Origin of the sequence: Neiella litorisoli, from assembly GCF_014773395.1 — a bacterium.
GTDB lineage: Bacteria > Pseudomonadota > Gammaproteobacteria > Enterobacterales > Neiellaceae > Neiella > Neiella litorisoli.
In genome coordinates this window covers 117880-142984 of sequence record NZ_JACXAF010000004.1, presented here as the reverse complement: position 1 = coordinate 142984, position 25105 = coordinate 117880, and the positions used below count along the sequence as shown (strand labels likewise).

Here is a 25105-nt window from a genome sequence, read left to right as displayed (position 1 = left end):
GGGAAGAAATGAAATTCAGCAACTCTAAGTTGTTAAAAAGCATCCTGGCCGGTGCGATTTTAGCGGGTGCCTCAACGTTATCTCTAGCGGCTGAAAAGCCCAATATTATTTTCATCCTGACCGATGACTTAGGTTTTAATCAGGTTGGTGCTTATGGCGATACGCCAATCAAAACACCAAACCTCGATGCAATGGCTGCCAACGGTATTCGTTTTGACCAAGCTTACGCGGGTAACACCGTGTGTTCACCATCGCGGGTGTCATTGTTTACCGGCCGTGACGGTCGTTACATGAGCAACAACTCCAACACCGTTGAGTTGACCCACAAAGACATCACCTTCGCGCACGTGTTAAAGCACGCAGACTACGACACGGCGCTATTTGGCAAGTACTCGATTGGTCAACAAATGGGCGTCACCGACCCGTTGGCAATGGGCTTTGACACTTGGTACGGCTTGTACTCCATTCTGGAAGGCCACCGTCAGTACCCATTGCATGTTTGGCGTGACAACCAAAAAATTCGGGTGAAAGAAAACGAAGGTGGTCGCAAGGGTGCTTACGCCCAAGAGTTATTCACCAAAGAAGCAATCAAGTTCTTGGAACAAGAACGCGAAAATCCATTCTTTGTGGTGATGACTTATACCGCACCACACGCGGAGTTGGCGGTACCTGAAGAATTCAGCAAGCCTTATCTGGACATGGACGAAACGCCTTATCTCGGCATGAAAGCCGACAAGGCCAACCGTGATAAGTATGCCACTTATTACCCTGAGCCAGTTGAGAAGCCGTTTGCCACCCTAGCGGGCATGGTTTCGTCACTCGACTTTTATGTCGGTAAGCTGCTCGATACGTTAGAGAAGACCGGTGAGCTGGACAACACCATTATTATCTTCACTTCCGACAACGGTCCACACGATGAAGGTGGTGCCGATCCTGTCGCGATGGAAGCTGCAGTGCCATACAAAGGTCAGAAGCGTGACCTGTATGACGGTGGTATCCACGTACCTATGATTGTTCAGTGGCCAGCGCAAATTAAGAAAGGCCGCGTCGATAGCACCCCTTGGTTGTTCGCCGATGTGTTGCCGACCTTGGCTGACCTTGCTGGTGTTGATTTAGACCTGATCCCGCGCGTTCACACCAATGGTGTTTCTATTAAAGGTTTGTTGACTGACTCGCCGGTTGAGATGGAAGAGCGCACCTTGTATTGGGAGTTCTCTAAGCAAGTCGGCGATCCAAACTCGGGCATTATCGGCGATACCTATCAAGCGGCTCGTCGCGGCGCGTGGAAAGCAGTTCGTTATGGTTTCGATCAAAAAGTTGAGCTGTACGATATTGTTCGCGATCCGGGTGAAGCAAACGATTTGTCTGCGAAAAAGCCTGAGCTGACCAAAGAATTCTTCGAACTGTTTGAGCAGTACAAATAGAGCGGAGCGCGAGTTTAACTATGTTGCAGTTAAAACCAATCAAAACGGCGTTTGCCAAACGCTTGGTATTGGCCAGCAGTTTAGTGCTCGCCAGCGCAGCCCTGTCGGGCTGTGCTGGTAGTCTTGATGCACTCACCAGCAGCAATACAGCTGATTACTTTGCCGATAATGGCACTGGTAATCCGTTGGCTGTGGTGCAGCATCCAGCCGGTGAGCATCATAATGGCATTACCTATGTCTCGTATCAGGGGCCGTTTGAAGATCCGTACGTAGCGGCATACAACCATGACACTCAAGAGTGGTTGGGACCGTTTCGTGCTGGCACCAGCGAGCTGGGCCGCCGATTGGGGCGGACTAAGTTTGATAACCATGGTAAGCCGACATTAATTATCGACAATGAAGGCTACATCCATATTTTTTATGGTGGTCATGGTGGCGACAAGCATCATGGTGAGAACCCGTTAGGCAATGTGCACCACGGCGCTAACAAGCATTCTATTTCCAAGCGTCCCTATGATATTTCCGAGTGGGATGAGGTCGATAACATCTCTGTATTCGGCACCTACAATCAGGCGCTGAAAATGGATAACGGTGATATTTACTTGTTCTATCGTCATGGTGCCCACCGCAGTGATTGGGTGTATCAAAAGTCAACCGACAACGGTCGTAGCTTTGATGCGCCGGTTTCGTTCTTGAAACACAAGCGCCGCGATGATCTGAAAGCCGTCGATAGCTGGTATGCCTGGGTTGGTCATGGTGAAGGCGATGATTTGATTGTCAGCTTTGACTATCACTTGTGCTGGGATGTTGATGCCACTAAACGAGGCCACACCACTGAGCGTCACGATGCTCACTTTATGGTGTTTGATACCCAAACCGACACTTGGACTAATGTCGCTGGCCAACAGCTGACGATGCCGCTCACGCGCGAGGCCGCCGAGCAGCAAACTCTTGCGATGGATACTGGTGATCAGTGGACCTTTAACGGTAGCACTTATCTGGACCATCAAGGTCACCCGCATTTAGCAATGAATGTCGGCGTTGATCTTGGGCAAAAAACTGGTGGTCCAAAACAGACCCGTCATATTCGTTGGGATGGCGAAACTTGGCAGGGTGGCAATTCGGTCAATGGCAAAGTGACCGGCATGTCGCGCGGTGATTTCGTCCTTGATCCGAACGATGGCATTACTTACTTCCTAGCGGATGCCGAAGGTAAGCAAGGTGTCATTGCCAAGTGGAACAGCAAAGACGGTGGCAAAACCTTCAGCAAGCAAAAAGAGTTGCTGCGCTCCAGCAACGGTGAGTTTTCAATCACGTCGATTATCAAAAATGCCCATCCAGATGGCCAGGTGTTGGTTGCGGAAAAGCTACGCGGCAATCCAGACCGACGCATTTACCTAGTTGGTGACAATGGTCCCATTGCGCGGCCATTAGCTGATGCGACGTTAGAAAAAGACAAATCCAAATTTAAAAAGAAATAACGACAAGACTCGTGTGCTACGAGTTGGGATCTCAATAAGGTGTATTTTATGCGGAAAACCTTTACTAAATGTGCGGCCTTGCCGCTCGCCATTGGCCTGGCCCTAACGGGCTGTAACAAGCAAGTCGCAGAGGCACCAGCGTCACAGCCTGTCGCAGAATCTGCTCCGGTAGAGGTGGTGGAAACTGCGGCAAGCAATGCCGAAAGTATTCGTCAGTCTGCCTACGATATTGCCACTCGGGCAGGGCAGTGGCAGATCGAGCAATTCGGTAATCTGCACTATATTCCTGAGTCGCACCGCGCCAAGTCGGAAAATCCAAAGTTCTGGATCCAAGCAGCGTTTTACATTGGCCTGACTAAATGGACCGAAACGGTTGGCAATCAAGACTTCCTCGCTTACATGGATAAAATGGCCAAAGAGCAGGAATACGGCTTGCTAACGGAGCGTCCGTACCATGCCGATGACCACACCATTGCTCAGACTTACGTTTGGTTGGCAGAGCAAACCGGTAATAAAGAAGCATACAAACCAACCCAACAACACTTTGATTGGATCTTGGCTAATAAGCCAAATGTTGGTCTAGAGATGTTGGACTCAACGGCCAGTGGTCATGGTGAAGTTCACCAAGAAGGTAACTGTCAGTTGCGTTGGTGTTGGGCCGATGCGCTGTACATGGCGCCACGCAGTTGGTTGATGCTCAGTAACGCAACTGGCGATCCAAAGTACTTTGAATATGCTGATAGTGAATTCTGGGCTGCTGCTGATTACTTGTTCTCTGATGAGTATGGTTTGTTCTTCCGAGACAGCCGCTACTTTGATATGAAGAGTGATAATGGTGAGCCGGTATTCTGGGGCCGTGGTAACGGCTGGGTGTTTGCTGCGATTCCATTGATCATTGATGAACTGCCAGAAGGTCACCCATCGCGCGATCGTTATATTGAGCTTTACAAGAAGAACGCGGCTGGTTTGTTGAAACTACAAACTGCAGAAGGCTACTGGCCTGCTTCATTGATGGACCCTGAAAAAGTGAAGACGCCAGAGGTCAGTGGCACAGGCTTTATCACTTACGGTTTGGCCTGGGGTGTCAACAACGGCATCTTGACTGACGACCATGCGAAAGAAGTGGTTGAAAAAGGTTGGGCAGCGCTTGAGCGTGCAGTTGAGCCAAGTGGTCGTGTTAACTGGGTGCAGCATGTGGGTAAATCACCCGATCCAGTGAAAAAGACCGACTCGCAGCTGTATGGCGTCGGCGCAGTATTGCTCGCTGCTTCAGAAATGTACAAATGGGATAAATAATTCCCTAGTAATGACAGTTAAAAGGCTAACTTCGGTTAGCCTTTTTTGTTTTAACATTTGAGCAAATGTGATTATGTGTGACCAAATCAGTATTTTGTGATTGTTTTTCTTCTTTCAGTTCCCTCTAACAAATTTGCCTTCAAAATACTCCTTAACGATAAAAATCATATAGTCAATAAACACATAAGATATTTAGTGTTGTCTAAATTACTCTGGAAGCCTTATTTTTACTGGTTTATTTAATTCTTTCCTGGTTGTTAATTGAGCAGTGCTAAGCGTTGTGCTCAACCTTGAAACCTTCTCGCTGTAGCGCCGTTCGAAAACTATTCAATTGTTCATTATTGTGATCTGAATGTGATTATATTGGTTGAAAACTGATTGTATTGATGGGTTGGGTGATTACTTGTGATTAAGTTTGTGTGTCGAATGTAATAAGTTCAAAAAATATGTGGTTATTTTTGTGACGCATGACGGAATATGACCAATTGTGCTTGATGGTGTTCATGGCGGTGATACCATGCTTGTTAATGCGGCGTTACCGAATTAACGAAACGGTGCAGGCGGCATAACTACATATAGAAGATAAAAGACGAGATTAAGTGAAGGGGGATGACATGGTCATCACACACAAGGTTTCAGCGAAACGGCGTAACGGCGCCGTTCTGACCGGCGTTGCTAGCTTACTGCTGACAGTAAGTGCTCCCAGCGTTCTTGCTGACGAAGTGAACAAAGCGTTACAAAACGAAGATGTAGAAGTAATTGAAGTAAGTGGTGTTCGTAGCTCGTTAGAGAACGCCCTGAACGTTAAGCGTGGCGCTTCTTCAATTGTTGATGCGATTTCCGCAACCGATATGGATGCATTGCCAGCACTTGACTTGGGTGATGCATTGCAAGCCCTGCCAGGTATTCAGCTGAACTCGAACGACGAAGGTCGCCAGTCAACCATTAGTTTGCGTGGTTTGAGCAGCGGCTTTGTGAAAACAACAGCGTTCGGCCAGTCAATCGCGACACCATCTGCTGCAAGTAACGTATCGCAAGTTGGTGCCGGTAACCCATTTGCTGCCTATGAAGGTGGTGTATTTGACGGTGTTACCGTTATCAAGTCGCCAACAGCAGATCTGCAAGAAGGTGGCGTTGCTGGTGTGGTTGATAAGCAACTGCAACAAGCACTGAGTAAAAAAGATGGCACAGCCGGTGTCACCTTGGGTATGCGCTACGAAGAATTAGCGGAGACCTACAACCCAGAAATCAAAATCAATGCGGTTAAGCACTTAATTGAAGACAAGCTGGCTGTTGCCTTCAAATTTGCAGCATCGAAGCAAGAATTCCGTCGCGATACCTTTGACGTGGTTGACTATGTCTCGGTTGAAGATTGGTACGATGCGGGCAAAGACACCCTTCATACCCGTGCGACTAACTTAGCCGAGTACAAAGAAAAGTACGCCCACCTGCTTGAAGAAGGCGATGAAATTCGCGTACCACTGCGTGGCCGTAATGTAAGCCAGTACAGTGATGGTGATCGTAAGTCATTTACCGGTAACGTCGAGTACCGCATCAATGACGACTTCAAAGTTGGCGCCCACATTTTGTACTCTAAGCGTGACTTGGACGACGGTACTAAAGAAACCACTAACTACGAAGCGGGTATCAACAAAACTAAGTGGACTTCAGACTACTATGAAGGCGAAGTCACGCTAGATATGGACTCTGCGCCATTTGCGTATACCGAGCTGACTGAAGATGGTTCAGGTGGTAAAGCCTTTATTGCCCCAGGTTACGATTTCAAAAATGGTAAGTACCAAATTGAAAACCGTAAGACCACCTTCGAAGAAGAGTCGCGCGCTGCCATTTTGTACGGTGATTACGCCATTGGTAACTGGGTGTTGGACGGTAAAGTCACATTCTCTGATGCGGAAAACAACTTCGAGAACATCGGCCTGAACTTTGTTCATGTTGGTCACCAATCAGCTAGCCGAGCGCAAACGGGCTTTAACGGCACCATTAACCAAGGTGGCGGTAACCTCAGCAAAATCGTTGTGTCTGGTGGCTTTGAAACCCCTTATGTGTACGATGGCTTGGATTGGTCATCGGCCCATGCGACTGCATCTTCAGTCAATACCCGTGATGCCAAAAACCAAGGTCGTCAGTTAAACGCCGGCGTAAATGGTCGTATTCGTGACTTAGAAAAAGACTACGATGCAGCCGAATTTAATGTTCAGCATTACACTGAATTTGGTTTGGGTGATGTGCTGCGTTTTGATTCCTTCAAAACTGGTGTTCGTTATTCTAAAGAAGATTTGGATAGCATCGACCAACTGCAACGTATTTCAGGTGTCGATACCGCCCAAATTAGCAGCTCTTACCTGACTACTAAAACTGTGGCTTCACGAGGCGATGATTATTTTGGCGGCAAGATCAAAAATACCTTTGATAACACTCAAAGCGTGATTGATCCGGCGACCGGTCAATTGATTGTCAACGGTGGTTGGGTAACTTTTGATAACGCCGCGGCGATTAAAGCCCTGCAAACCAACATTGTCACCGAGCGCGATAAGCTGCCGTTGCCAACCGATTCTCGTAATCGTCCAGAGCGTCTACTTGAGTATGGTGTGCATGAGTTCATCGAGCGTAACCGTTCTGGTTTCTGGGATGGTATGAACTCGACCACTGATTTGCCATCGAACATTGGTTATAACTTCAGCGCCGAGCAGGAGATCAAGGCAACTTACTTAACCACTGATATTTCAGGTGAATTACCATTCGACATTACCTATACCGGTAACCTGGGTGTTCGTTACATTGAAACAGACAACACCTTCCACGGTTATAAATTAGGTCGTCAGTCCACTGGTGAGCCAATTGCTCAATTGTCCAAGTTTGAGGATGATTACAATAACACCTTGCCAATGGCGAACATCGCTTTTGAGCTGCATGAAGATGTGATTTTCCGTGCTGCTTATTACGAAGGTATTGTTCGTCCAAACCTATTAGCCCAGCGCCCAACTGCTAACCTGAACGAGACTAACTCAACGGTTAAGCTTGAGTTGCCAAGCTCAACAGTTCGTCCGTACGAAGCTGATAACTATGACTTGTCATTGGAATGGTACAACCGTGATGGTAGTGCGATTTCGATCGGTTACTTCAGAAAGGACATTACCAACCTGTTCGAATTTGAAGAAGGTTACTGTCCAGACGATGGTTCCGATCCGTTGGTTAACGAGCTGATTGGTGATATTGAGCGTGTAGCGATTTCTGAAACTGAATTCCGCTGTCAGGAGCCTGAGCCGTACTTGGTGTACGACGATGAAGGTAACTTGATTAGTGATGATTACCGTGAAGTGAGAATTAAAACAGCGGTCAATAACAGTGACGAGCTGAAAGTGGATGGTTATGAAATTGCCATTCAGCAGAAACTCGACTTCCTGCCATACCCTTATGATGGTTTCGGTGGTGTGTTCAACTACACCAAGATCGATCAGTCTGGTAGTGAATTGCTGTTGACCCGTGTTTCGCCGAAGTCGTACAACTTGATTGGTTACTGGGAAAACAACGGTTTCAGTGCTCGCTTCATCTACAACTGGCGTGATAAGCAAACCCTGAAAGGTGCTAACTCATTCCTTGGTACCGGTGAGCGTACTCGTGATGAGCGTGGTCGCCTCGACTTCTCTGGTTCTTACAAGATTAACAAGAACCTGAAAGTTATCTTGCAGGCGTTCAACCTGACGGACGAAGAAGTTAAGGATTACTACGGCAGCAACAAGAAAGCGATCCACAGCATTAGCAATTCAGGCCGCATCTATAAAGCAGCTCTTAGCTACCGCTTCTAAGCTGGTACTCGCTTAGTTAGCTCAAGCTAACCCGCGAAGTGATAAAAGCCTAATCATCGTCTCGATGATTAGGCTTTTTTAATGCCTGTATCAGTCAGAGCCACCATCCACCATCCTCGATAATCCTATGCGGCTAATCGCCTGGTAAGCGGCAATTTTTAGCTCACATCCGGCATTGCTCATGCATTGTTGACACACAGCGCCAGTCATATTTCTGCCGTCTTGTTATCGCCATGGAAACAACCATGTCCCTGATGAAGCACCTCATTGACGTTACAGAATGAGGCTAAAAATGGCGTTAAAGACAAGCGCAGAAGGGGAAGTGACCAAAGTTAGCCAATGATTAAATAAGATCTGATATGACTAATTTATGACTTATTTGGCATTTTGAGCTGATTTGACGCCAATTAGGCTAGTTATACGCCTTGAGCTAATGGGTCTTATATCGACGCATAGGCTCGCTCTCGCTAGCTTAAAACAAAAAATAAAGGGGCCCCTTAGGTAAAGCGAAATTAATGGCTCAAATCAGCTTATATGGCTTTTGAGGGGGGGATATGTTGGTTGTTTTGTTTTTGAATGCTGAAATTGAGTGGTTTTAGTAATATTTTTGTGACGCATGATTGAAATTGATTAAATTTGTTTAATGTTGTTTTCAAAACGAGGAGTAATATCGTCTCGCCCAGACATAGGGCAGGCTTTTAAAAAAACGAATTGCTTATCAATTTTTTTTGGAAGGGGATGACATGGTCATCACACACAACGTACCTAAAACACAACGCAACGTTGTTATGCTGTCAAGCGTTGCAAGTCTGTTACTAGCAGTTAGCGCCCCAAGCGTCATTGCCGAAGAAGTAAATAAAGCGTTACAAAATCAAGATGTAGAAGTAATTGAAGTCAGTGGTGTTCGTAGCTCGTTAGAGAACGCCCTGAACGTCAAGCGCGGCGCTTCTTCAATTGTTGATGCGATTTCCGCAACCGATATGGATGCATTGCCAGCACTTGACTTGGGTGATGCACTGCAAGCCCTGCCAGGTATTCAGCTGAACTCGAACGACGAAGGTCGCCAGTCAACCATTAGTTTGCGTGGTTTGAGCAGCGGCTTTGTGAAAACCACGGCGATGGGGCAATCCATTGCCACACCATCTTCAGCAACCAATATCACCCAGGTTGGCGCCGGTAACCCATTCGCCGCCTATGAAGGCGGTGTCTTTGATGGTGTGACCGTTGTGAAGTCGCCAACAGCTGATCTGCAAGAAGGTGGCGTTGCTGGTGTGGTTGACCAACAGTTGCAACAAGCGCTGAGTAAAAAAGATGGCACGGCTGGTGTCACCTTGGGGATGCGTTATGAAGATCTGGCGGAGACCTACAACCCTGAAATTAAAATCAATGCAGTTAAACACTTAATTGAAGACAAGCTGGCTGTTGCCTTCAAATTTGCGGCATCAAAGCAAGAATTCCGTCGCGATACCTTTGACGTGGTTGACTATGTCTCGGTTGAAGATTGGTACGATGCGAAAAAAGACACCCTTCATACTCGTGCAACCAACTTAGCCGAGTACAAAGAAAAGTACGCCCACTTGCTTGAAGAGGGTGACGAAATTCGCGTACCACTGCGTGGCCGTAACGTCAGCCAGTACAGTGATGGTGACCGTAAGTCATTCACCGGTAACGTTGAGTATCGCATCAATGACGACCTCAAAGTCGGCGCCCACCTGATGTACTCCAAGCGTAATTTGGATGATGGCACCAAAGAAACCACCAACTACGAAGCAGGCCTGCACAAAACCAACTGGGCTTCAGACTACTATGAAGGCGAAGTCACGCTGGATATGGATTCTTCGCCATTTGCCTACACCAGCCTGACTGAAGATGGCACCGGTGGCCGCGCCTTTATTGCCCCAGGTTACGATTTCAAAAATGGTAAGTACCAAATTGAGAACCGTAAAACCACCTTCGAAGAAGAGTCGCGCGCTGCCATTTTGTACGCCGATTACGCCGTTGATAATTGGGTGATGGACGCTAAAGTCACGCTTTCTGATGCGGAAAACAACTTCGAAAACGTTGGCTTGAACTTTGTTCACGTCGGCCATCAATTGGCCAGCCGAGCACAAACTGGTTTTAACGGCACCATTAACCAAGGTGGCGGTAACCTCAGTAAAATCGTTGTGTCTGGTGGTTTTGAAACCCCTTATGTCTATGATGATTTGGCATGGTCATCGGCCCACGCGACTGCATCTTCAGTCAATAGCCGAGATGCCAAAAACCAAGGCCGTCAGTTGAATGCTGGTATCAATGGTCGCGTCCAGGATTTAGAAAAAGACTACGATGCAGCCGAATTCAATGTTCAGCATTACACTGAATTTGGTTTGGGTGATGTGCTGCGTTTTGACGCCTTCAAAACTGGCCTTCGTTATTCTCAAGAAGATTTGGACAGCGTTGATCAATTGCAGCGTATCTCTGGTGTTGATACCGCCCAAATTAGCAGCTCTTACCTGACCACCAAAACTGTGGCTTCACGTGGTGATGACTACTTTGGCGGCAAGATCAAAAACACTTTTGATAACACCCAAAGTGTGGTGGATCCGGTAACTGGCCAATTGATTGTCAACGGCGGTTGGGTAACCTTTGATAACGCCGCGGCAATTAAAGCTCTGCAAACCAACATTGTCACCGAGCGCGATCAGTTGGAATTACCTACTGATTCACAAAATCGTCCTGAGCGTATTCTTGAATACGGTGTGCATGAGTTCATCGAGCGTAACCGCACTGGTTTCTGGGATGGTATGAACTCGACCACTGATTTGCCATCGAACATTGGTTATAACTTCAGTGCCGAGCAAGAGATTAAGGCAACTTACTTAACCACTGATATTTCAGGTGAATTACCATTCGACATTACCTACACAGGTAACCTGGGTGTTCGTTATGTGGAAACGGACAACACCTTCCACGGCTACAAGCTGGGCCGTTTATCCACGGGGGAACCTGTCGCGCAATTGTCCAAGTTTGAGGATGATTACAACAACACCTTGCCAATGGCGAACATTGCTTTTGAGCTGCATGAAGATGTCGTGTTACGTGCCGCTTATTACGAAGGTCTTGTGCGTCCAAACCTGTTGACTCAGCGCCCAACCGCTAACCTGAACGAGACTAACTCAACGGTTAAGCTTGAGTTACCAAGCTCTACGGTTCGCCCGTATGAAGCTGATAACTATGACTTATCGTTGGAATGGTACAACCGTGACGGTAGTGCGATTTCGGTCGGTTACTTCAGAAAAGACATTACCAACCTATTCGAATTTGAAGAGGGTTACTGTCCAGACGATGGCTCTGATCCGTTGGTCAACGAGTTAATTGGCGATATTGAGCGAGTTGCTATTTCTGAGACTGAATTCCGCTGTCAGGAGCCAGAACCGTACTTGGTTTACGACGATGATGGTAACTTGATCAGTGATGAATACCGTGAAGTGAGCATTAAAACGGCGGTAAACAGCAACGATGAGCTGAAGGTTGATGGCTACGAAATTGCCATTCAGCAGAAACTCGACTTCCTGCCATACCCTTATGATGGTTTCGGTGGTGTGTTCAACTACACCAAGATCAACCAGTCTGGTAGTGAACTGTTACTGACCCGCGTTTCGCCGAAGTCGTACAACTTGATTGGCTACTGGGAAAACAACGGTTTCAGTGCTCGCTTTATCTACAACTGGCGTGATAAGCAAACCCTACAAGGTGCGAACTCATTCCTTGGCACCGGTGAGCGCACCCGTGATGAGACCGGTCGTTTGGACTTCTCTGGCTCTTATAAAATTAATAAGAACCTGAAATTCATCGTGCAGGCATTCAACCTGACGGACGAAGAAGTTAAGGATTATTACGGCAGCAACAAGAAAGCGATCCACAGCATTAGCCGCCAAGGCCGCATCTATAAAGCAGCGCTTAGCTACCGCTTCTAAGTTGGTCTAGCTTAGCTAACTCGCTAAGTGATAAAAGCCTAATCATCGTCTCGATGGTTAGGCTTTTTTAATGTCACATTAAAACGCGGTAACGGCCGCTGACAATGGCGTGATTGTATGTTGTCTCGACTGCGCGCCGTCATCTCTAGTCCACTTCATTCATCTTTGATTTGTTTATTATTTATTTGCACTGTCATGTCATTGTTTTTGTGATTGGTGATTCATATTGATTGATTGTGACTGTATTGAGTAATTGCCCCCCTGTATGCTGACACTATTGCACTAACTGTGGGAATGACCCGAAATGAACAAGGCAGTTTTGAGTCACTTAGCTGCTGTGACTCTTATTTTTACCGCAGCATGTACGCCAAACGAGGCGCCACCAAACCCAGCTAAAGCGGCGCCAAGCGAGACAGAGGCTGCGGTAGAAATGGAGCGACCATTTATCTGGGTGAAAGCAGATGAGCGGCAGCAGATCCTGAATAAAATTGAGCAGCAAGATTGGGCCCAGCAACTATTTACGCAATTAAAATCACGGGCAGATAAGGCCGCAGCCAAGGACTTGGCTGAGCGCAAAGACAAGTTGTTGGCGCTACCGCTTGAATGGCCTGATGGTGAAAACAGTGCGCCGACCTTAGTCACCTATGCCAAGTCTAAAGGCAATCACAGTAGTGACAAGTTGCGCTGGGGTAACCCCAGAGAGCCGCAGCTGGCGATGCTCAATGGCGTCCAAAACGGCGTTGATTGTGGCGTCATGTTTTACTTAACCGAGCAGCAACAATATGCCCAGTGTGCGGCAGACATGTTGTCGCTGTTTGTTAACGCGTTGGCTAAAACCAAATTGGGGCCAGAGTCGAGTAAAGACGGCGCACGCAATAGTGGCTGGCTGTATCAGGATAACCACTTGCTCGAAGCACGAGTACTCGGTGCTCAGTTGCCGATCATCTACGATTTTGTTTATAACTGGCTAAATAGTGGTGGTAAAGTTGTCGATCTTGCTAGTGATCAGCTGGTGTCGTTTGACTTTGATGCCGCCCAGCAGGTGTTCAATACCTATGTTGAATTAGCGCTCAATCGCGGTCTGTTAGATTCCAACTGGCCGGTGCTTGAATCATCTAGCCTGGTTCACAACATTCACGCCCTTGATGATCCGGCTGCCATCGAGCGGTTACTACCGTTTTATCTCGACACCAACACCGAGCATCAGGCATCGCTAAAAATGGTGGCTGAAATGTTCCCTCAAGCTGGCGATATTTGGCCAGAATCCTTGAGCTATTCGCGTCATGTCACCAGCTTGTCGATTTACTTAATGACATTGATGGATCGCATCTATCCCGAACTAAAACTCGGTCAGCGCTACCCGAATATTCCGCAGTCGCTGACGGCCATGTACAACTTGCAGTTTCCGAATGATGCCTATCCCTACAATGGAGATACCCATCGTCATATGGCGATTGAATATCAAACCTACGAGATGGCCTTAGTGCTTGCTCGACTCAATGACAATCAGCAGCAAGCTGAGCAATTTGGTCAGTTCCTTGCGGCGAGTGTTGCCAATGGCAATTATCATCGCGATGAGCTGGAGCCAAGGCATTATGCCCCAAGCCCTTATGTGTTGCCGCTGCAATTACTCTGGTCGAGCTCGCAATTGGTCGAGCCCGGTGGTGAGCAGGTTGCGCCCATGCGGCCGCGCACTAATCATTTGCCCTACGCTGGAATGACAGTGCAGCGCAACATTGCCAAAACAGGCGTTGCTAAAGATGGCCTGATGGCTGTTGTGTCTGGTGGCAGCTATATCCATGGTCATGCCACGGGTATGGATCTGGAGCTTTATGGCCAGGGGTATGTGCTCGGTATTGACGGTGGCAAGTGGACCTATGGCACCGATATTCACGAAAATTACTATCGTTTATTTGCCGCCCACAATAGCGTCATCAGTAATGGTGCATCGGCATCGAAGGGGGGGTGGATCAACCTCGGAATTGAGCAGGTTCAAACCGAAGCGATTGAGCCTGATTATGAGCAACCGGCGGTATCCGAGCTCTATTCATTTGCTACCACATCGTTCAACGATGGTTATAACTTAGTGGCCCCAGCTGAACATCAGCGGACGTTGGCATTAATTCGCCTGTCCGATACTCAAGGCTACTATTTGGATGTGTTCCGCGCTCGCTCGGATACGCCAGAGCAGTTCCATGACTATGTGTATCACAATGTCGCTGATCAATTATCGCTGACCTCAGATAACAGCCCGCTGCCGCTGCAAGACGATAGCGAGCGCTACCAGCAATCAGCAAGCTTGCATTGGCAATATCATAAGGTTTACCGGCATCCAGGCTGGCATTTCTTTGAGCAGGTTAAGTCCGGCGCGCCGACCACTCAGTCGATGACGGCGACATTCCGTGCCAACAAGTTGGCCGAGCAGCCTATCGTCATGCGGGCGATTTTTCCGGCTGGACCGGAAGCTCAGTTAACCCAGGTATTAGCGCCGCAGTCGAAATCGGCACCGCGCCCATATGACAAAAAGCCACTGCCAACTGTGCTGATGCGCCGCCATGGCGAAGCGTGGACAAATCCATTTGTCACCGTTTACGAATCTCATACCGAGCAAGCAGGCGAGCAGCCAGCAGTGCAGGCGGCTGAGCGATTGCTGGTCAATGGTGAGTTTAAAGGGGTGAAAGTGAGCGTTCGTGTTGCTGGTCAAGCCAAGACCCAATACATCTTGCTGCAGCAGGATCTTAATGACGAGTACATCAATGACGCCCTGGGGATCCGCTTCCGTGGCCGCTTTGCGGTGATCACGGTTGATGCCGAGCAAACGCTTGAACACTTGTACATCGGTAGTGGCCGCAGCCTGCAATTCCAGCGTCATGAATTGCGACCACAATGGGATAGCACGGCAGCGTTTAAACGCTTTTAAATTGCACTGATTAAGTCCAGTGGATAAGTAAACAACAAGGTTAATTAGTATGAAATTGAATGTGACGTTACGCTCCTTGCTGATGGCTGCGGTGTGTACCTCGGTCGGTTTGCCTGCGATGGCCAAGGAGCCTGGCGCGTTAAGTAACATTTATCTGCCGGATTTTTCCTATGCCGGTTATGAATATGGCGAAAAGCAACCCGACACAAAGGGTTGGAAGGTTATTCATGTCAACGATCATGGTCTTCTTCCGAACGACAATGAAGATGATACCGTTGCGTTATTGGCGTTGCTCGATTCCCTGAAAAAGCAGTCTCAGCCGGTGATTGTGCAGTTTGGCAAGGGCCGCTACATTCTCAGTGAAATCATTCGAATCCAACGCAGCAACATAGTGCTGCGCGGTAGCGGACAGTCGACTACCGAATTGTATTTCCCGCGGCCTCTGGAATTAGTCAAGTTCCCAGAAGAATTGCGAGAATTATCTGAATATCTGGTTAAGCAGAACAAGTACGAAAGACGGCCGAAAGACAACATGCACATGTTGTTCAGTAACTGGTCTTGGAGCGGTGGTTTTTTATGGACCGGTGTTGAAGGCGAGCGCATCAAGTCCTACTTGAAAGAATACGACCGCAAGGTCAAGCCGTTGGCCAAATTAACCAGTGGCGGCAAAGATGATTTTACCTTCACCGTCGATAGCGCCAAGCAGCTCAAGGTTGGCGATATTGTTCGGATCAATTGGTACAACCGCGAAGGCAAGGGCGGCTCTTTAATTCCTGAGCTTTACGGTGATCCCACTGATATTGAAATCGGCTCTCACCATTGGAATTTCCCGGATATGGCGCTGATCCGCCAGCACACCAAAATCACTGGCATCTCAGGGAACAAAGTCACCATTAAAACACCACTGCTGCATGCTGCCGATCCGCGTTGGCAACCGGACATTACCGAGTGGAAACATATCAGCAATGTTGGTTTTGAGCACTTTACCATTAACTTTCCCATTCACCCTTGGGTTGCTCACCACGTGGAGCCCGGCTTTAATGGCATGTTCTTAACTCGCACTCACAATGGTTGGGTTAAAGACATTACCATTCATAACGCCGATAGCGGGATCCTCACTGAGAATGCCGCCAACCTGACTATTGAGAATGTTACGACAACGGCTCACGAAGAGAATGCGCTAGCCCATTACTCGGTGCAAACCGGTGGCGTCAGTCTGGTGTTGGTAAAGAATTTAACAGTGGCCAACCCAATGTGGCACTCAATTAGCGCGAACACCTTTGGCAACAAGAATGTCTATGTCAATTCTCGCATTCTGGTTGACCCATACATTGATCAGCATGGTGGCGCCAACCACGAGAACTTGTTCGATAATACCGAGGCGTACATCACTCTTGACGAAGATTTGGCGGACCAGCAAGGCTATTACAGCTACCCCTTATTTACGGCCGGCGGTGCGCCATACTGGCGACCACAACACGGCAAGTACAACACGCTGTGGAATACCAAGTTGTACTTCTCTAATGGCGCTGGCTCAGATAAGCCGGTGGTCATTGATGGCATGAAGTCGACCTCTGAAGGGCGCATTATTGGTCTATCAGGCAATTTACCGATCAAGCTTAAGTACAACGATATCACCTACAAAGAGTTAATTAATGGCGAAGTGACCGGTGTTCCGTCTTTGTATCACTACCAGCTCAATAAGCGATTGAAGAACTAATCTCATTAGCTCCGCCTATGACAACAACGCCTCAGCAATTGAGGCGTTTTTTTGCGCAAAAAAAAGAGCATCAACCATGATGCTCTTTCATCAACAACGGAACTGACAGCGACGTCATGGCGGTTAAATATATGGCTTTAACTCCGCGGACAAGCTTGCAATCACGCTCTTTCTCACCAGCATACCGTTGTTGGCGACTACCTCAGCTGCATTGTTGATCGCGGCTTCAACATTGGATAAGTCCCCCGTTAGGGTGAAGAATGCTTTGCCGCCAAGGCCCATCGCAATGCGCACTTCAATCAAATCAACGTCTGAGTTCTTCACGGCGCTATCGGCCGCCAAAATCGCCGAGGTGACCGAGAAGGTTTCAATAATACCGAGCGTCGAGGTGATCTCGCTGGCGTTGGTGCCTGACATGGCGGATACAACCGCAGGCTCAATATTGGGGATCACTAAATAATCCACCATGGCGCTTTGGGCTAGCTCTAGGCCAGCATCTACTGCTGATTGCACCGACGACACGTCACCGTGAACCGCAACCAAGTATTTACCGGGGCAGATTGTTTTCATCATCAGCGGATTAACACTGGCCGATTTCAGCATATGGTCAGCCGTTTCAATGCCCATTGCAATGCTATTAAATTCAATCATGCCGACGGCTTGCAGATTAGTGTTCACGGCGAGCTCCTTGAATGGTGATGGATGTGCCCACGGCAGTGATTTTGCCGCTCATTGAGGCGTGGATCATGGCGCCCAATGCGCCCTCTGGGGTGACGCCAATGCAATCTCCTTCATTGACTTCATCACCCACTTGGACCGTGGCAATGGACGGCGCGCCAATATGTTGTTGCAGCGGGATTGAGACGGTTGCAGGGCTGATGTCGCCTACAAATTCCGGATGTAACGCCATGTAGTGATGTATGCCCAGCTTCATCGCTAAGCGCGAGGTTGGGATCTTGCGGAAGTCGCGAAATTGGCTTTGCTCGGCAACAATCTCTCGAGAGCCGTCATACTGAATTCGGTGCTCGCGGAATTTTTGCTTGAGCAAGCCATTGATCCGTCGTGGTGATAAGCCCATCGGGCAACTAAAGGCTTCACAGGCACCGCACTCGCTGCACAACTGGGCTTGTTTGATGCTTTCCGGTTTGCTTCCACCTGCGCCCAGGGCTCGCATTACTTCATGAGGCTTGAATTCCTGACCAATCAAATAGCGCGGGCATAATTCGGTACAAGCACGGCATTGGATGCACGAAGTGGCTGCCCTTTTTTGAATAATTGCTTCGGGTAAAGTTGCTGCTTGATGGATAACATGACCCCGCGGCAGCACAATAATGGCGCCGCTGGTTTTGCTGATCACCGTCTCATCAAACACCTGTTGATCATCAATGACTTTACCCATCATTGGACCGCCCATGACATACACAGGATCATCAACGGTTTCATTGCCACAGGCTGCAACGCAAGCTCTGACTGAAGTGCCAATAGGGACACGGATCACCGATGGTTTGGCTACAGAGCCTGTGACGGTGACAATTTTATGGGTCACAGGTTGGCCATTAATGGCATTGTTGACCGCCAGCAAGGTGGCAACGTTGGCCACCACTGCGCCGACATCTTTGGGTAAGCCCAGCGGCGGGATACTTTGGCCGGTGACTTCGTGAACTAAAATTTGTTCATCGCCAGCAGGGTAGAAGTTATCCATCCGAAAGACATCAATATTACTGTCTTGCGTTGCCGCTTCGAACAGCTGACCAATTTGCGAATACTTGGCTTTAATGCCAATAGCACCGCGTGAAGCACCAGTCGCCTTGATGATGGCTTTCATGGCACTGACAATTTCGGCGGCATGATTGGCCATAATATGCTGATCTGAATACAACAAAGGTTCACACTCGCAGCCATTGGCGATCACGGTGTCAACCTGAGCATCATATTTCACATGCGCCGGAAAGCCGGCGCCACCCTCACCAACGACGCCACCTTGGCGCACTAAATCTAATAGTTGCTGTTGTTCCATGTTGGAACCACTCCACATTGTTGATGTTGTTTGCTAGAGCTGGCCGCTCACAGCCGCTTACGAGCCAGCAGCTGCTCACTCGGATTAGGGATAAACGCCGAGTGAATGGTGCAGCCGCGTGTTGCAGCGTACTTGTCAGCAATCTCGATGGCTGATGACACCGACGCGGTGTCACCACAAAACATCACCACGCCTTTACCAGCAATGCCAATAGAGGCATTGAAGTTGATGATATTGACGCTGCTGGACTTGGCGATGCTATCGGCCACTTGAATCGCCGATGATAAAGTCAGTGCCTCAACCACGCCCAATGCCTCGGCGGCTTTCGCCGCTTTACGTTTACGAATGGCGGCGAGGACATCGGGGTGGACGCGCGATAACACCAGCGAATCAACCACTCTTGCGCGGCCTTTGCTGGCGCCAACTTCAATGGCGGCATGAACCGAGGCGGTGTCGCCAAGGATCATCAGCATCAGCCGACCGGGGCATTGAATCTCATTCCAAATGATGTCAATGCTGGCCGCCTTGACCATGGCATCGGCAACTGCGTAGCCAACGGCAATGGAGCTCAGTTCGATGCAGCCAATTGAGTTTGTCATGGGATTGCTCCGAAATTGAATTAAGACGCCAACCGATAGGAGTCGCGGGCAATCATTAACTCTTCATCGGTGTTTATGACTTTGACCACAACTCGGCTTTGCTCGGTGCTGATCCGGCCGACTTTTTGCGCGCTGTCAGCAACTAACTCAACCCCGAGGTAAGTTAAGTTTTCGCACACGGTGCGGCGTAAGTAATCGGAGTTCTCACCAATACCGCCGGTAAAGGTAATGACATCGACACCGTTTAATGTGGCGGCGTAGGAGCCGATGGTGGCGATCACCCGATTGGCAAACATTTTCAGTGCCAGTTTGGCTTGCTCACACCCTTGCTCTGATAGCTCGTGGACAGCACGGAAGTCATTCGATGCTTTGGAAATACCAAGGAAACCAGACTCTTTGTTCATCATGGTGACAACTTCCTGGGTACTTTGGCCGGTGGCTTTTTCTAAGTAGCTCGGCAGGGCAGGGTCAATGTCGCCACAGCGGGTGCCCATCATCAAACCGGCGAGCGGGGTAAAGCCCATGGAGGTGTCGACTGATTTACCATCGACCATGGCGCAGATGCTGGCGCCGTTTGTGAGTAGTGATGAAGCGCTAATTCGGATCGCCGTGAGTGAGGCGAGCAAAGCCATAGAGCCTGCCGCTCGGGCCAAACTGATTGCGCCATTGTTAACCGATGAACTCAGAGCGGTCCGAGTCGCCGCTGCTGATGCGCTGGCTGATGCGCCTGTTGATGCCGCCCTATCTGCGGCCTTTAACCGCGCTTTTGCTGAGCTGATTAAAGCCAATGAACTGTCATCTTGGCGCGGCGAAGGGCGGGCCAATCAGGGCTTGCTGCACATGCGCCGCGGCGAACTGGACAAGGCTGAGCAGCAATACATCACTGCTATCAGCATTGATCCCTATTTCTCCGCGTCCTACATCAATCTGACCGACATTTATCGCGCCACCATGCAGCCGCAAAAAGCGCAGCAATTCTATGAGCTGGCGGTGCGGAATCTGCCCAAAGACGCCACTATTCGCTATTCCTATGGCCTCCATTTAATCCGTCAGGGCAAAACCAAAGAGGCAGCCGAGCAATTTGAGCTGTCGGTGCGCTATCAACCTGATGATGAACAAAATTTATATGTCTGGCTGCTCACGTTGGACTCCCTGAAGCAATGGGACAAAGGACTGCAGTTACTGCTGCAGCGCCAACAAAGCCGGCCGCTATCGGCCCGATTGCAGCAACTCGGTATGGACATGGCGCAAAAGGCGGGCAACCGCGAAGCCTATCAACGTCTGAAGTATTAACGGTGGTGCTGCAGCCTTGCTGCAGCACCTTTTTTTAACGGAATAAATTGAGTATGACATTGTCTTTTACTCGCGCCGCTGCGCTTGCTGTTGCATGCTCAGTGTCATTAGTCGGCGGCACCTTGTTAGCCAGTTGCAGCTCAGGTGGTGCATCGAAAGCAGACCAGCAACCCGCACCTGTTGTCCTTGAAGTCGGTGAGGGGTTTAGTAATCCCATTGGTTATTACGAGTCGACGCCGCGGTTTTCTTGGCAACTGGCGAGTGATGGCGCCGGCCATTATCAATCGGCTTATCAAATTCAGGTCGCGGCCAGCGCCGAAGGACTTGACCGAGAAACGCTGTGGGACAGTGGCAAGGTGGTTTCGGCACAAACCTCATGGATCCGTTATGGCGGGGCGCCATTCGATTCGCGGCAGCAAGCGGTTTGGCGAGTGCGAACCTGGGACGAAAACGGCCAGATGTCGCGTTGGAGTGAGGTTCAATCGATCGAGTTGGGCCTGCTCAGCAATGACGATTGGCAAGGGCAATGGATTGGCCACCCTGATACTGAATTAAGCCAGCAGCCATCGGTGCAAGTGCTCGCCACGCCGCAGTATTTAAGAACCGAGTTTGCGCTTGAATCAGCGATCAAAAAAGCCCGTTTGTATATCACCGCCAAAGGCTTATTCAAGCCCTTTATTAATGGTCAGCAAGTGGCGCCTGACGATGTCATGACACCGGGTTGGACACCTTATGATGAGCGCATTGAAACCCTGACCTATGATGTCACTTCATTGCTAAAAACCGGTGATAATGTGCTGGCGGCATCGCTTGCCGGCGGCTGGTATTCAGGCCGAGTTGCTGATTTGATGGCGTTGGACCATCAATTGCCGCCACGCTTGCTAGCTCAGCTTGAGGTGACGTTCAGCAATGGCGAGCGCCAGATCATTGGCTCGGATGCCTCGTGGAAAGCAAGCCAACAAGGTCCTATTCAATTTGCCAGCACTTACGATGGTGAGCGATACGAGCAGCGTCTGGAAATGGCGGGCTGGAGCGACAGCAACTTCGACGATAGTGACTGGCAGCAGGCGGTGGTAGAGCCCATTTTGCCGACTATCAAGCTGGCACCCAAGCGCCACGCGCCAATCCGCATCACCCAAGCAATACCGGCGATTGAAGTTTGGCAGCCAAGCGAAGGCGTCGCGGTGTTTGACTTAGGCCAGAACATGGTGGGCGTGCCGCGCCTGCAAATTCCGGTTCGCGCCGATCAACAGGTCACTATTCGCTATGCCGAAGCACTCCACAAAGGCGAGTTCTACACCGACAACTACCGCAGTGCCAAAGTGACTGATCACTATATTCCAAGCGTAACCGGCACCGCTGATTACACCCCGACCTTTACCTATCGCGGCTTTCGTTACGTTGAAATATCCGGTTTTGATGCCAGCCAAAAACCTAGCCAAGAATGGGTGACTGGTTTGGTCCAACACTCTGATTTTGAGATTCGGGCGAGCTTTGAAAGCTCCCACAGCAAACTCAACAAGTTAGCCGACAACATTGTGTGGGGCCTGCGCGGCAACTTCTATGACATTCCGCTTGATTGTCCGCAGCGTGACGAGCGCTTGGGCTGGACCGGCGATGCGCAGGTGTTTGTTACCCCCTCGATGTACATGGCTGATGTCTACGGTTTTTGGTCGGCGTGGTTACAAAGTGTCCGCGAAGAGCAGGGCGATGATGGCAAGATCCCCTTGTACATTCCATTTGTTGAATGGATCAATTTCGCCTCTTCAGGATGGGGCGATGCCGTCACCATTATTCCGTGGCAGCTTTATCAGTTGACGGGCGACGACACCATTTTGCGTGACAATTACGCCATGATGAAAGGTTGGCTGGACTACCACCAATCACAGATGAAAGACGACCGCTCAACCATGATGACCTTTGGCGATTGGCTGCAGCCATACCCCGTTGCCGAAGGCAAAAAAGCCAACCGTGGTGATACCGAGTTCGATCTGATCTCAACGGCGTTTTATGCCCACTCGCTGCAGCTGACCATTAATGCGGCTGAGGTGCTGGGATACCAGCAAGATATCGCGCCGATGAAGCAGACGCTTAGCAAACTTAAGGGCTTGGTGCGCAATACGTTTTACGACCAAGAGTTGAAACCGAAAACTGGCGTTGAAACGCAAACCAGCTACTTGTTGCCGCTGGCCTTTGATTTGTTCAATCCGGCCGTTCAGGAAGTGGCCTTTGCTCACCTGCTCGAGCAACTGGCCAAAGCCGACAACCATTTACGCACCGGCTTTTTAGGAACACCACTACTGATTCAGGTGCTGCACGAGCGTGGCCGCGATGACTTGGTATATGACTTGTTATTCAAAGAAAGCTACCCGTCGTGGTTCTACTCGGTGAATAACGGCGCGACGACAACATGGGAGCGGTGGAACTCATACACCCTCAAAGATGGCTTTAACCCGCAAGGAATGAACTCGCTCAACCACTATGCCTACGGCACTGTCTCGCGCTATTTCTATGAGGGCATTCTCGGCATTCAACCGTTGCAGCCGGGCTTTAAGGAAATCCTCATCGCACCGAAATTTGGTCAACAACTGGATCAGGCATCGGGTGATTATCAGACGCCCCATGGCGATGTGGCCGTCAGTTGGCAACGAACAGGGCGAGCTGTGGAGCTATCCGTGACGGTGCCGAAAAATACCCAAGCCACGATTGAATTGCCGCAATTGCAGCGCACTTCACTGCAAGTTAACGGCGAGGCTGTGGTCAATGAAAATCAATTGCAGGGACTCAAACCGGGTACTTATCGAGTCGTCGGCCAACTGCAGCCAGAACAATTTTTATCCAACTAATTCGCTCGGTCATTGCTGTGAAGTAATGGCTGGGGATTAAAACTGGGGACGGTGTCAATTGCGCACCAGAACCAATACTTGGGCCGTTTAGGGGGCCGTGAAGAAGCAAATTGTAGCAGTAACAGAAGCCAAAAGTAGAGCGCTTGCAGTGCTGAGGATTCAGTCAGTCTGAGCCACAGATAGCAATCTTTTGGGGGGAACTTTTGCCACTGTCGCAATTAAATTTTTATTCAACCAAGGATGCTTACGCGATTGAATCGGGTAACAAACTAGAGGTTTCAATATAACAATGAACGATCAAACAATAACAGCAGAGCAGGTAACAGAAGAGAATGAGAATAATGTCTCATTCATCGTCTTTATCAGCTTAATCGCAACCATAGGTGGGTTCTTATTTGGCTTTGACAGTGGCGTGATTAACGGCACCGTCGACGGTCTGCAAAAAGCATTTAACTCGGACAGTGTCGGCACCGGTTTTAATGTTGCCTCGATGCTGCTCGGTTGTGCGGTTGGTGCATTCTTAGCAGGTCGCATGGCCGATTTGCTTGGACGTCGAGTGATCCTAATTATCGCATCGGTGCTGTTCATCATCTCCGCGTGGGGCTCAGGTATTGCCACAGGCTCATTCGAATTCATTATCTATCGAATTTTGGGTGGTTTAGCCGTTGGTGCCGCCAGTGTGATTGCACCGGCTTATATCTCAGAGGTGGCGCCAGCCGAATACCGTGGCCGTCTGACCACGATTCAGCAAGTGGCCATTATTACCGGTTTATTTGTGTCATTCGTCAGTAACTACAATCTAGCCGGTGCGGCAGAGTCGTCGACTTCGGTCTTGTGGTTAGATTACGAAGCATGGCGCTGGATGTTCTGGGTTGAATTGATCCCAGCGTTTATCTTCTTTGCGGCGTTGCTGTTTATCCCAGAAAGCCCACGTTTTCTGGTGGCATCAGGCAAAATCGAAAAAGCCCGCGCGGTGTTAACGTCACTCTATGGCGAAACTGCTGGCAATAAGAAGGTTGCTGAAATTGAGCATTCTTTAGCATCTGATCACCACAAGCCGAAGATGTCGGACTTGCTCGATGCGAACACCAAAAAAGTACGGACCATCGTTTGGGTTGGTATTGGTCTGGCAGTATTCCAGCAACTCGTTGGTATCAACGTAGTGTACTACTACGGCGCAGTATTGTGGCAGTCAGTTGGCTTCTCTGAAAGCGACGCCTTGATGATTAACGTTATCTCAGGTGCGGTGAGCATCGGTGCCTGTCTGGTGACCATTTCGCTGGTTGATAAAATCGGTCGTAAACCACTGTTGTGGTCTGGCTCTGTAGTAATGGCGCTGGCTTTGGGCGTGATTGCATTTGTTTTTGCCACGGCCGACACCAATGCGGCAGGTGAAATCCAATTGACCGATAGCGCTGGTTTAACCGCATTGATTGCGGCTAACGTCTACGTGTTCTTCTTTAACACCTCGTGGGGCCCAGTGATGTGGGTGATGTTGGGCGAAATGTTCCCGAACCAAATTCGCGGCTCCGGTCTGGCCATCAGTGGCTTGTTCCAGTGGCTGGCTAACTTTGGTATCACCATGAGTTTCCCGTTAATGCTGGCAACCATCGGCGCCGGTGGTGCTTATGGTTTCTACGCCATTAGTGCGGCGGTTTCGGCAATCTTTGTGTTCGCTTTGGTTCACGAAACCAAGGGTGTCGAACTCGAAGACATGGAAGGTTAA

14 protein-coding genes are annotated in these 25105 nt (G+C 49.3%); 10 read left to right on the top strand and 4 right to left on the bottom strand.

Annotated features, from left to right (window positions below):
• The first annotated feature begins 8 nt into the window (after positions 1–8).
• The 7 genes from IC617_RS04425 (at position 9) to IC617_RS04395 (ending at position 16624) form a co-directional block, all read left to right on the top strand.
• A complete protein-coding gene (locus IC617_RS04425; RefSeq protein WP_191143774.1) occupies positions 9–1424 on the top strand; it encodes a sulfatase-like hydrolase/transferase in 1416 nt (471 codons plus the stop codon).
• Positions 1425–1444: 20 nt separating this feature from the next.
• Positions 1445–2905 (top strand): BNR-4 repeat-containing protein, encoded by a 1461-nt coding sequence (locus IC617_RS04420; protein WP_191143773.1) that lies wholly within the window; start codon positions 1445–1447, stop codon positions 2903–2905.
• 48 nt (positions 2906–2953) lie between these two features.
• Positions 2954–4201, top strand: coding sequence for a glycoside hydrolase family 88/105 protein (locus IC617_RS04415; protein WP_191143772.1), 1248 nt, complete (start codon positions 2954–2956; stop codon positions 4199–4201).
• Between the two features lie 614 nt (positions 4202–4815).
• Positions 4816–8028: a TonB-dependent receptor gene (locus tag IC617_RS04410; protein WP_191143771.1), complete on the top strand. Its 3213-nt coding sequence runs from the start codon at positions 4816–4818 to the stop codon at positions 8026–8028.
• Between the two features lie 743 nt (positions 8029–8771).
• On the top strand, positions 8772–11984 hold the full coding sequence (locus IC617_RS04405) for a TonB-dependent receptor (RefSeq protein WP_224745774.1): 3213 nt from the start codon (positions 8772–8774) through the stop codon (positions 11982–11984).
• Between the two features lie 304 nt (positions 11985–12288).
• Positions 12289–14904: an endo-acting ulvan lysase-like protein gene (locus IC617_RS04400; RefSeq protein ID WP_191143770.1), complete on the top strand. Its 2616-nt coding sequence runs from the start codon at positions 12289–12291 to the stop codon at positions 14902–14904.
• A gap of 49 nt (positions 14905–14953) precedes the next feature.
• Positions 14954–16624: a glycosyl hydrolase family 28-related protein gene (locus tag IC617_RS04395; RefSeq protein WP_191143769.1), complete on the top strand. Its 1671-nt coding sequence runs from the start codon at positions 14954–14956 to the stop codon at positions 16622–16624.
• Between the two features lie 123 nt (positions 16625–16747).
• Here IC617_RS04395 and IC617_RS04390 read toward each other — a convergent pair whose 3' ends face one another.
• From IC617_RS04390 to IC617_RS04375, 4 genes are read right to left on the bottom strand one after another with little or no spacing between them, the layout of a single operon-like run.
• Positions 16748–17302 (bottom strand): BMC domain-containing protein, encoded by a 555-nt coding sequence (locus tag IC617_RS04390; protein ID WP_191143768.1) that lies wholly within the window; start codon positions 17300–17302, stop codon positions 16748–16750.
• Positions 17292–18641 (bottom strand): 4Fe-4S dicluster domain-containing protein, encoded by a 1350-nt coding sequence (locus tag IC617_RS04385; RefSeq protein ID WP_191143767.1) that lies wholly within the window; start codon positions 18639–18641, stop codon positions 17292–17294. Before IC617_RS04385 ends, IC617_RS04390 begins: the two co-directional genes overlap by 11 nt.
• Positions 18642–18688: 47 nt before the next feature.
• Positions 18689–19240, bottom strand: a complete 552-nt coding sequence (locus IC617_RS04380) for a BMC domain-containing protein (protein WP_191143766.1) — start codon at positions 19238–19240, stop codon at positions 18689–18691.
• Positions 19241–19260: 20 nt separating this feature from the next.
• Positions 19261–19794 carry a hypothetical protein gene (locus tag IC617_RS04375; RefSeq protein ID WP_191143765.1) on the bottom strand — a complete coding sequence of 178 codons (534 nt, stop codon included), beginning with the start codon at positions 19792–19794 and terminating at the stop codon, positions 19261–19263.
• On the opposite strand from IC617_RS04375, the gene IC617_RS04370 reads away from it, so the two are divergent.
• The 3 genes from IC617_RS04370 to IC617_RS04360 all read left to right on the top strand — a co-directional run bounded on the left by IC617_RS04370 (position 19763) and on the right by IC617_RS04360 (position 25105).
• A complete protein-coding gene (locus IC617_RS04370; protein ID WP_191143764.1) occupies positions 19763–20533 on the top strand; it encodes a tetratricopeptide repeat protein in 771 nt (256 codons plus the stop codon). The genes IC617_RS04375 and IC617_RS04370 overlap by 32 nt on opposite strands.
• A 53-nt stretch (positions 20534–20586) precedes the next feature.
• Positions 20587–23379 (top strand): alpha-L-rhamnosidase, encoded by a 2793-nt coding sequence (locus IC617_RS04365; RefSeq protein ID WP_191143763.1) that lies wholly within the window; start codon positions 20587–20589, stop codon positions 23377–23379.
• 289 nt (positions 23380–23668) lie between these two features.
• Positions 23669–25105 (top strand): sugar porter family MFS transporter, encoded by a 1437-nt coding sequence (locus IC617_RS04360; protein ID WP_191143762.1) that lies wholly within the window; start codon positions 23669–23671, stop codon positions 25103–25105.

Bases quoted from the DNA above. Each gene is read 5' to 3' on its own strand.
- IC617_RS04425 (WP_191143774.1), top strand. From the start codon at position 9: ATGAAATTCAGCAACTCTAAGTTGTTAAAAAGCATCCTGGCCGGTGCG.
- IC617_RS04420 (WP_191143773.1), top strand. From the start codon at position 1,445: ATGTTGCAGTTAAAACCAATCAAAACGGCGTTTGCCAAACGCTTGGTA.
- IC617_RS04415 (WP_191143772.1), top strand. From the start codon at position 2,954: ATGCGGAAAACCTTTACTAAATGTGCGGCCTTGCCGCTCGCCATTGGC.
- IC617_RS04410 (WP_191143771.1), top strand. From the start codon at position 4,816: ATGGTCATCACACACAAGGTTTCAGCGAAACGGCGTAACGGCGCCGTT.
- IC617_RS04405 (WP_224745774.1), top strand. From the start codon at position 8,772: ATGGTCATCACACACAACGTACCTAAAACACAACGCAACGTTGTTATG.
- IC617_RS04400 (WP_191143770.1), top strand. From the start codon at position 12,289: ATGAACAAGGCAGTTTTGAGTCACTTAGCTGCTGTGACTCTTATTTTT.
- IC617_RS04395 (WP_191143769.1), top strand. From the start codon at position 14,954: ATGAAATTGAATGTGACGTTACGCTCCTTGCTGATGGCTGCGGTGTGT.
- IC617_RS04385 (WP_191143767.1), bottom strand. From the start codon at position 18,641: ATGGAACAACAGCAACTATTAGATTTAGTGCGCCAAGGTGGCGTCGTT.
- IC617_RS04380 (WP_191143766.1), bottom strand. From the start codon at position 19,240: ATGACAAACTCAATTGGCTGCATCGAACTGAGCTCCATTGCCGTTGGC.
- IC617_RS04370 (WP_191143764.1), top strand. From the start codon at position 19,763: ATGGAGGTGTCGACTGATTTACCATCGACCATGGCGCAGATGCTGGCG.
- IC617_RS04375 (WP_191143765.1), bottom strand. From the start codon at position 19,794: ATGGTCGATGGTAAATCAGTCGACACCTCCATGGGCTTTACCCCGCTC.
- IC617_RS04365 (WP_191143763.1), top strand. From the start codon at position 20,587: ATGACATTGTCTTTTACTCGCGCCGCTGCGCTTGCTGTTGCATGCTCA.
- IC617_RS04360 (WP_191143762.1), top strand. From the start codon at position 23,669: ATGAACGATCAAACAATAACAGCAGAGCAGGTAACAGAAGAGAATGAG.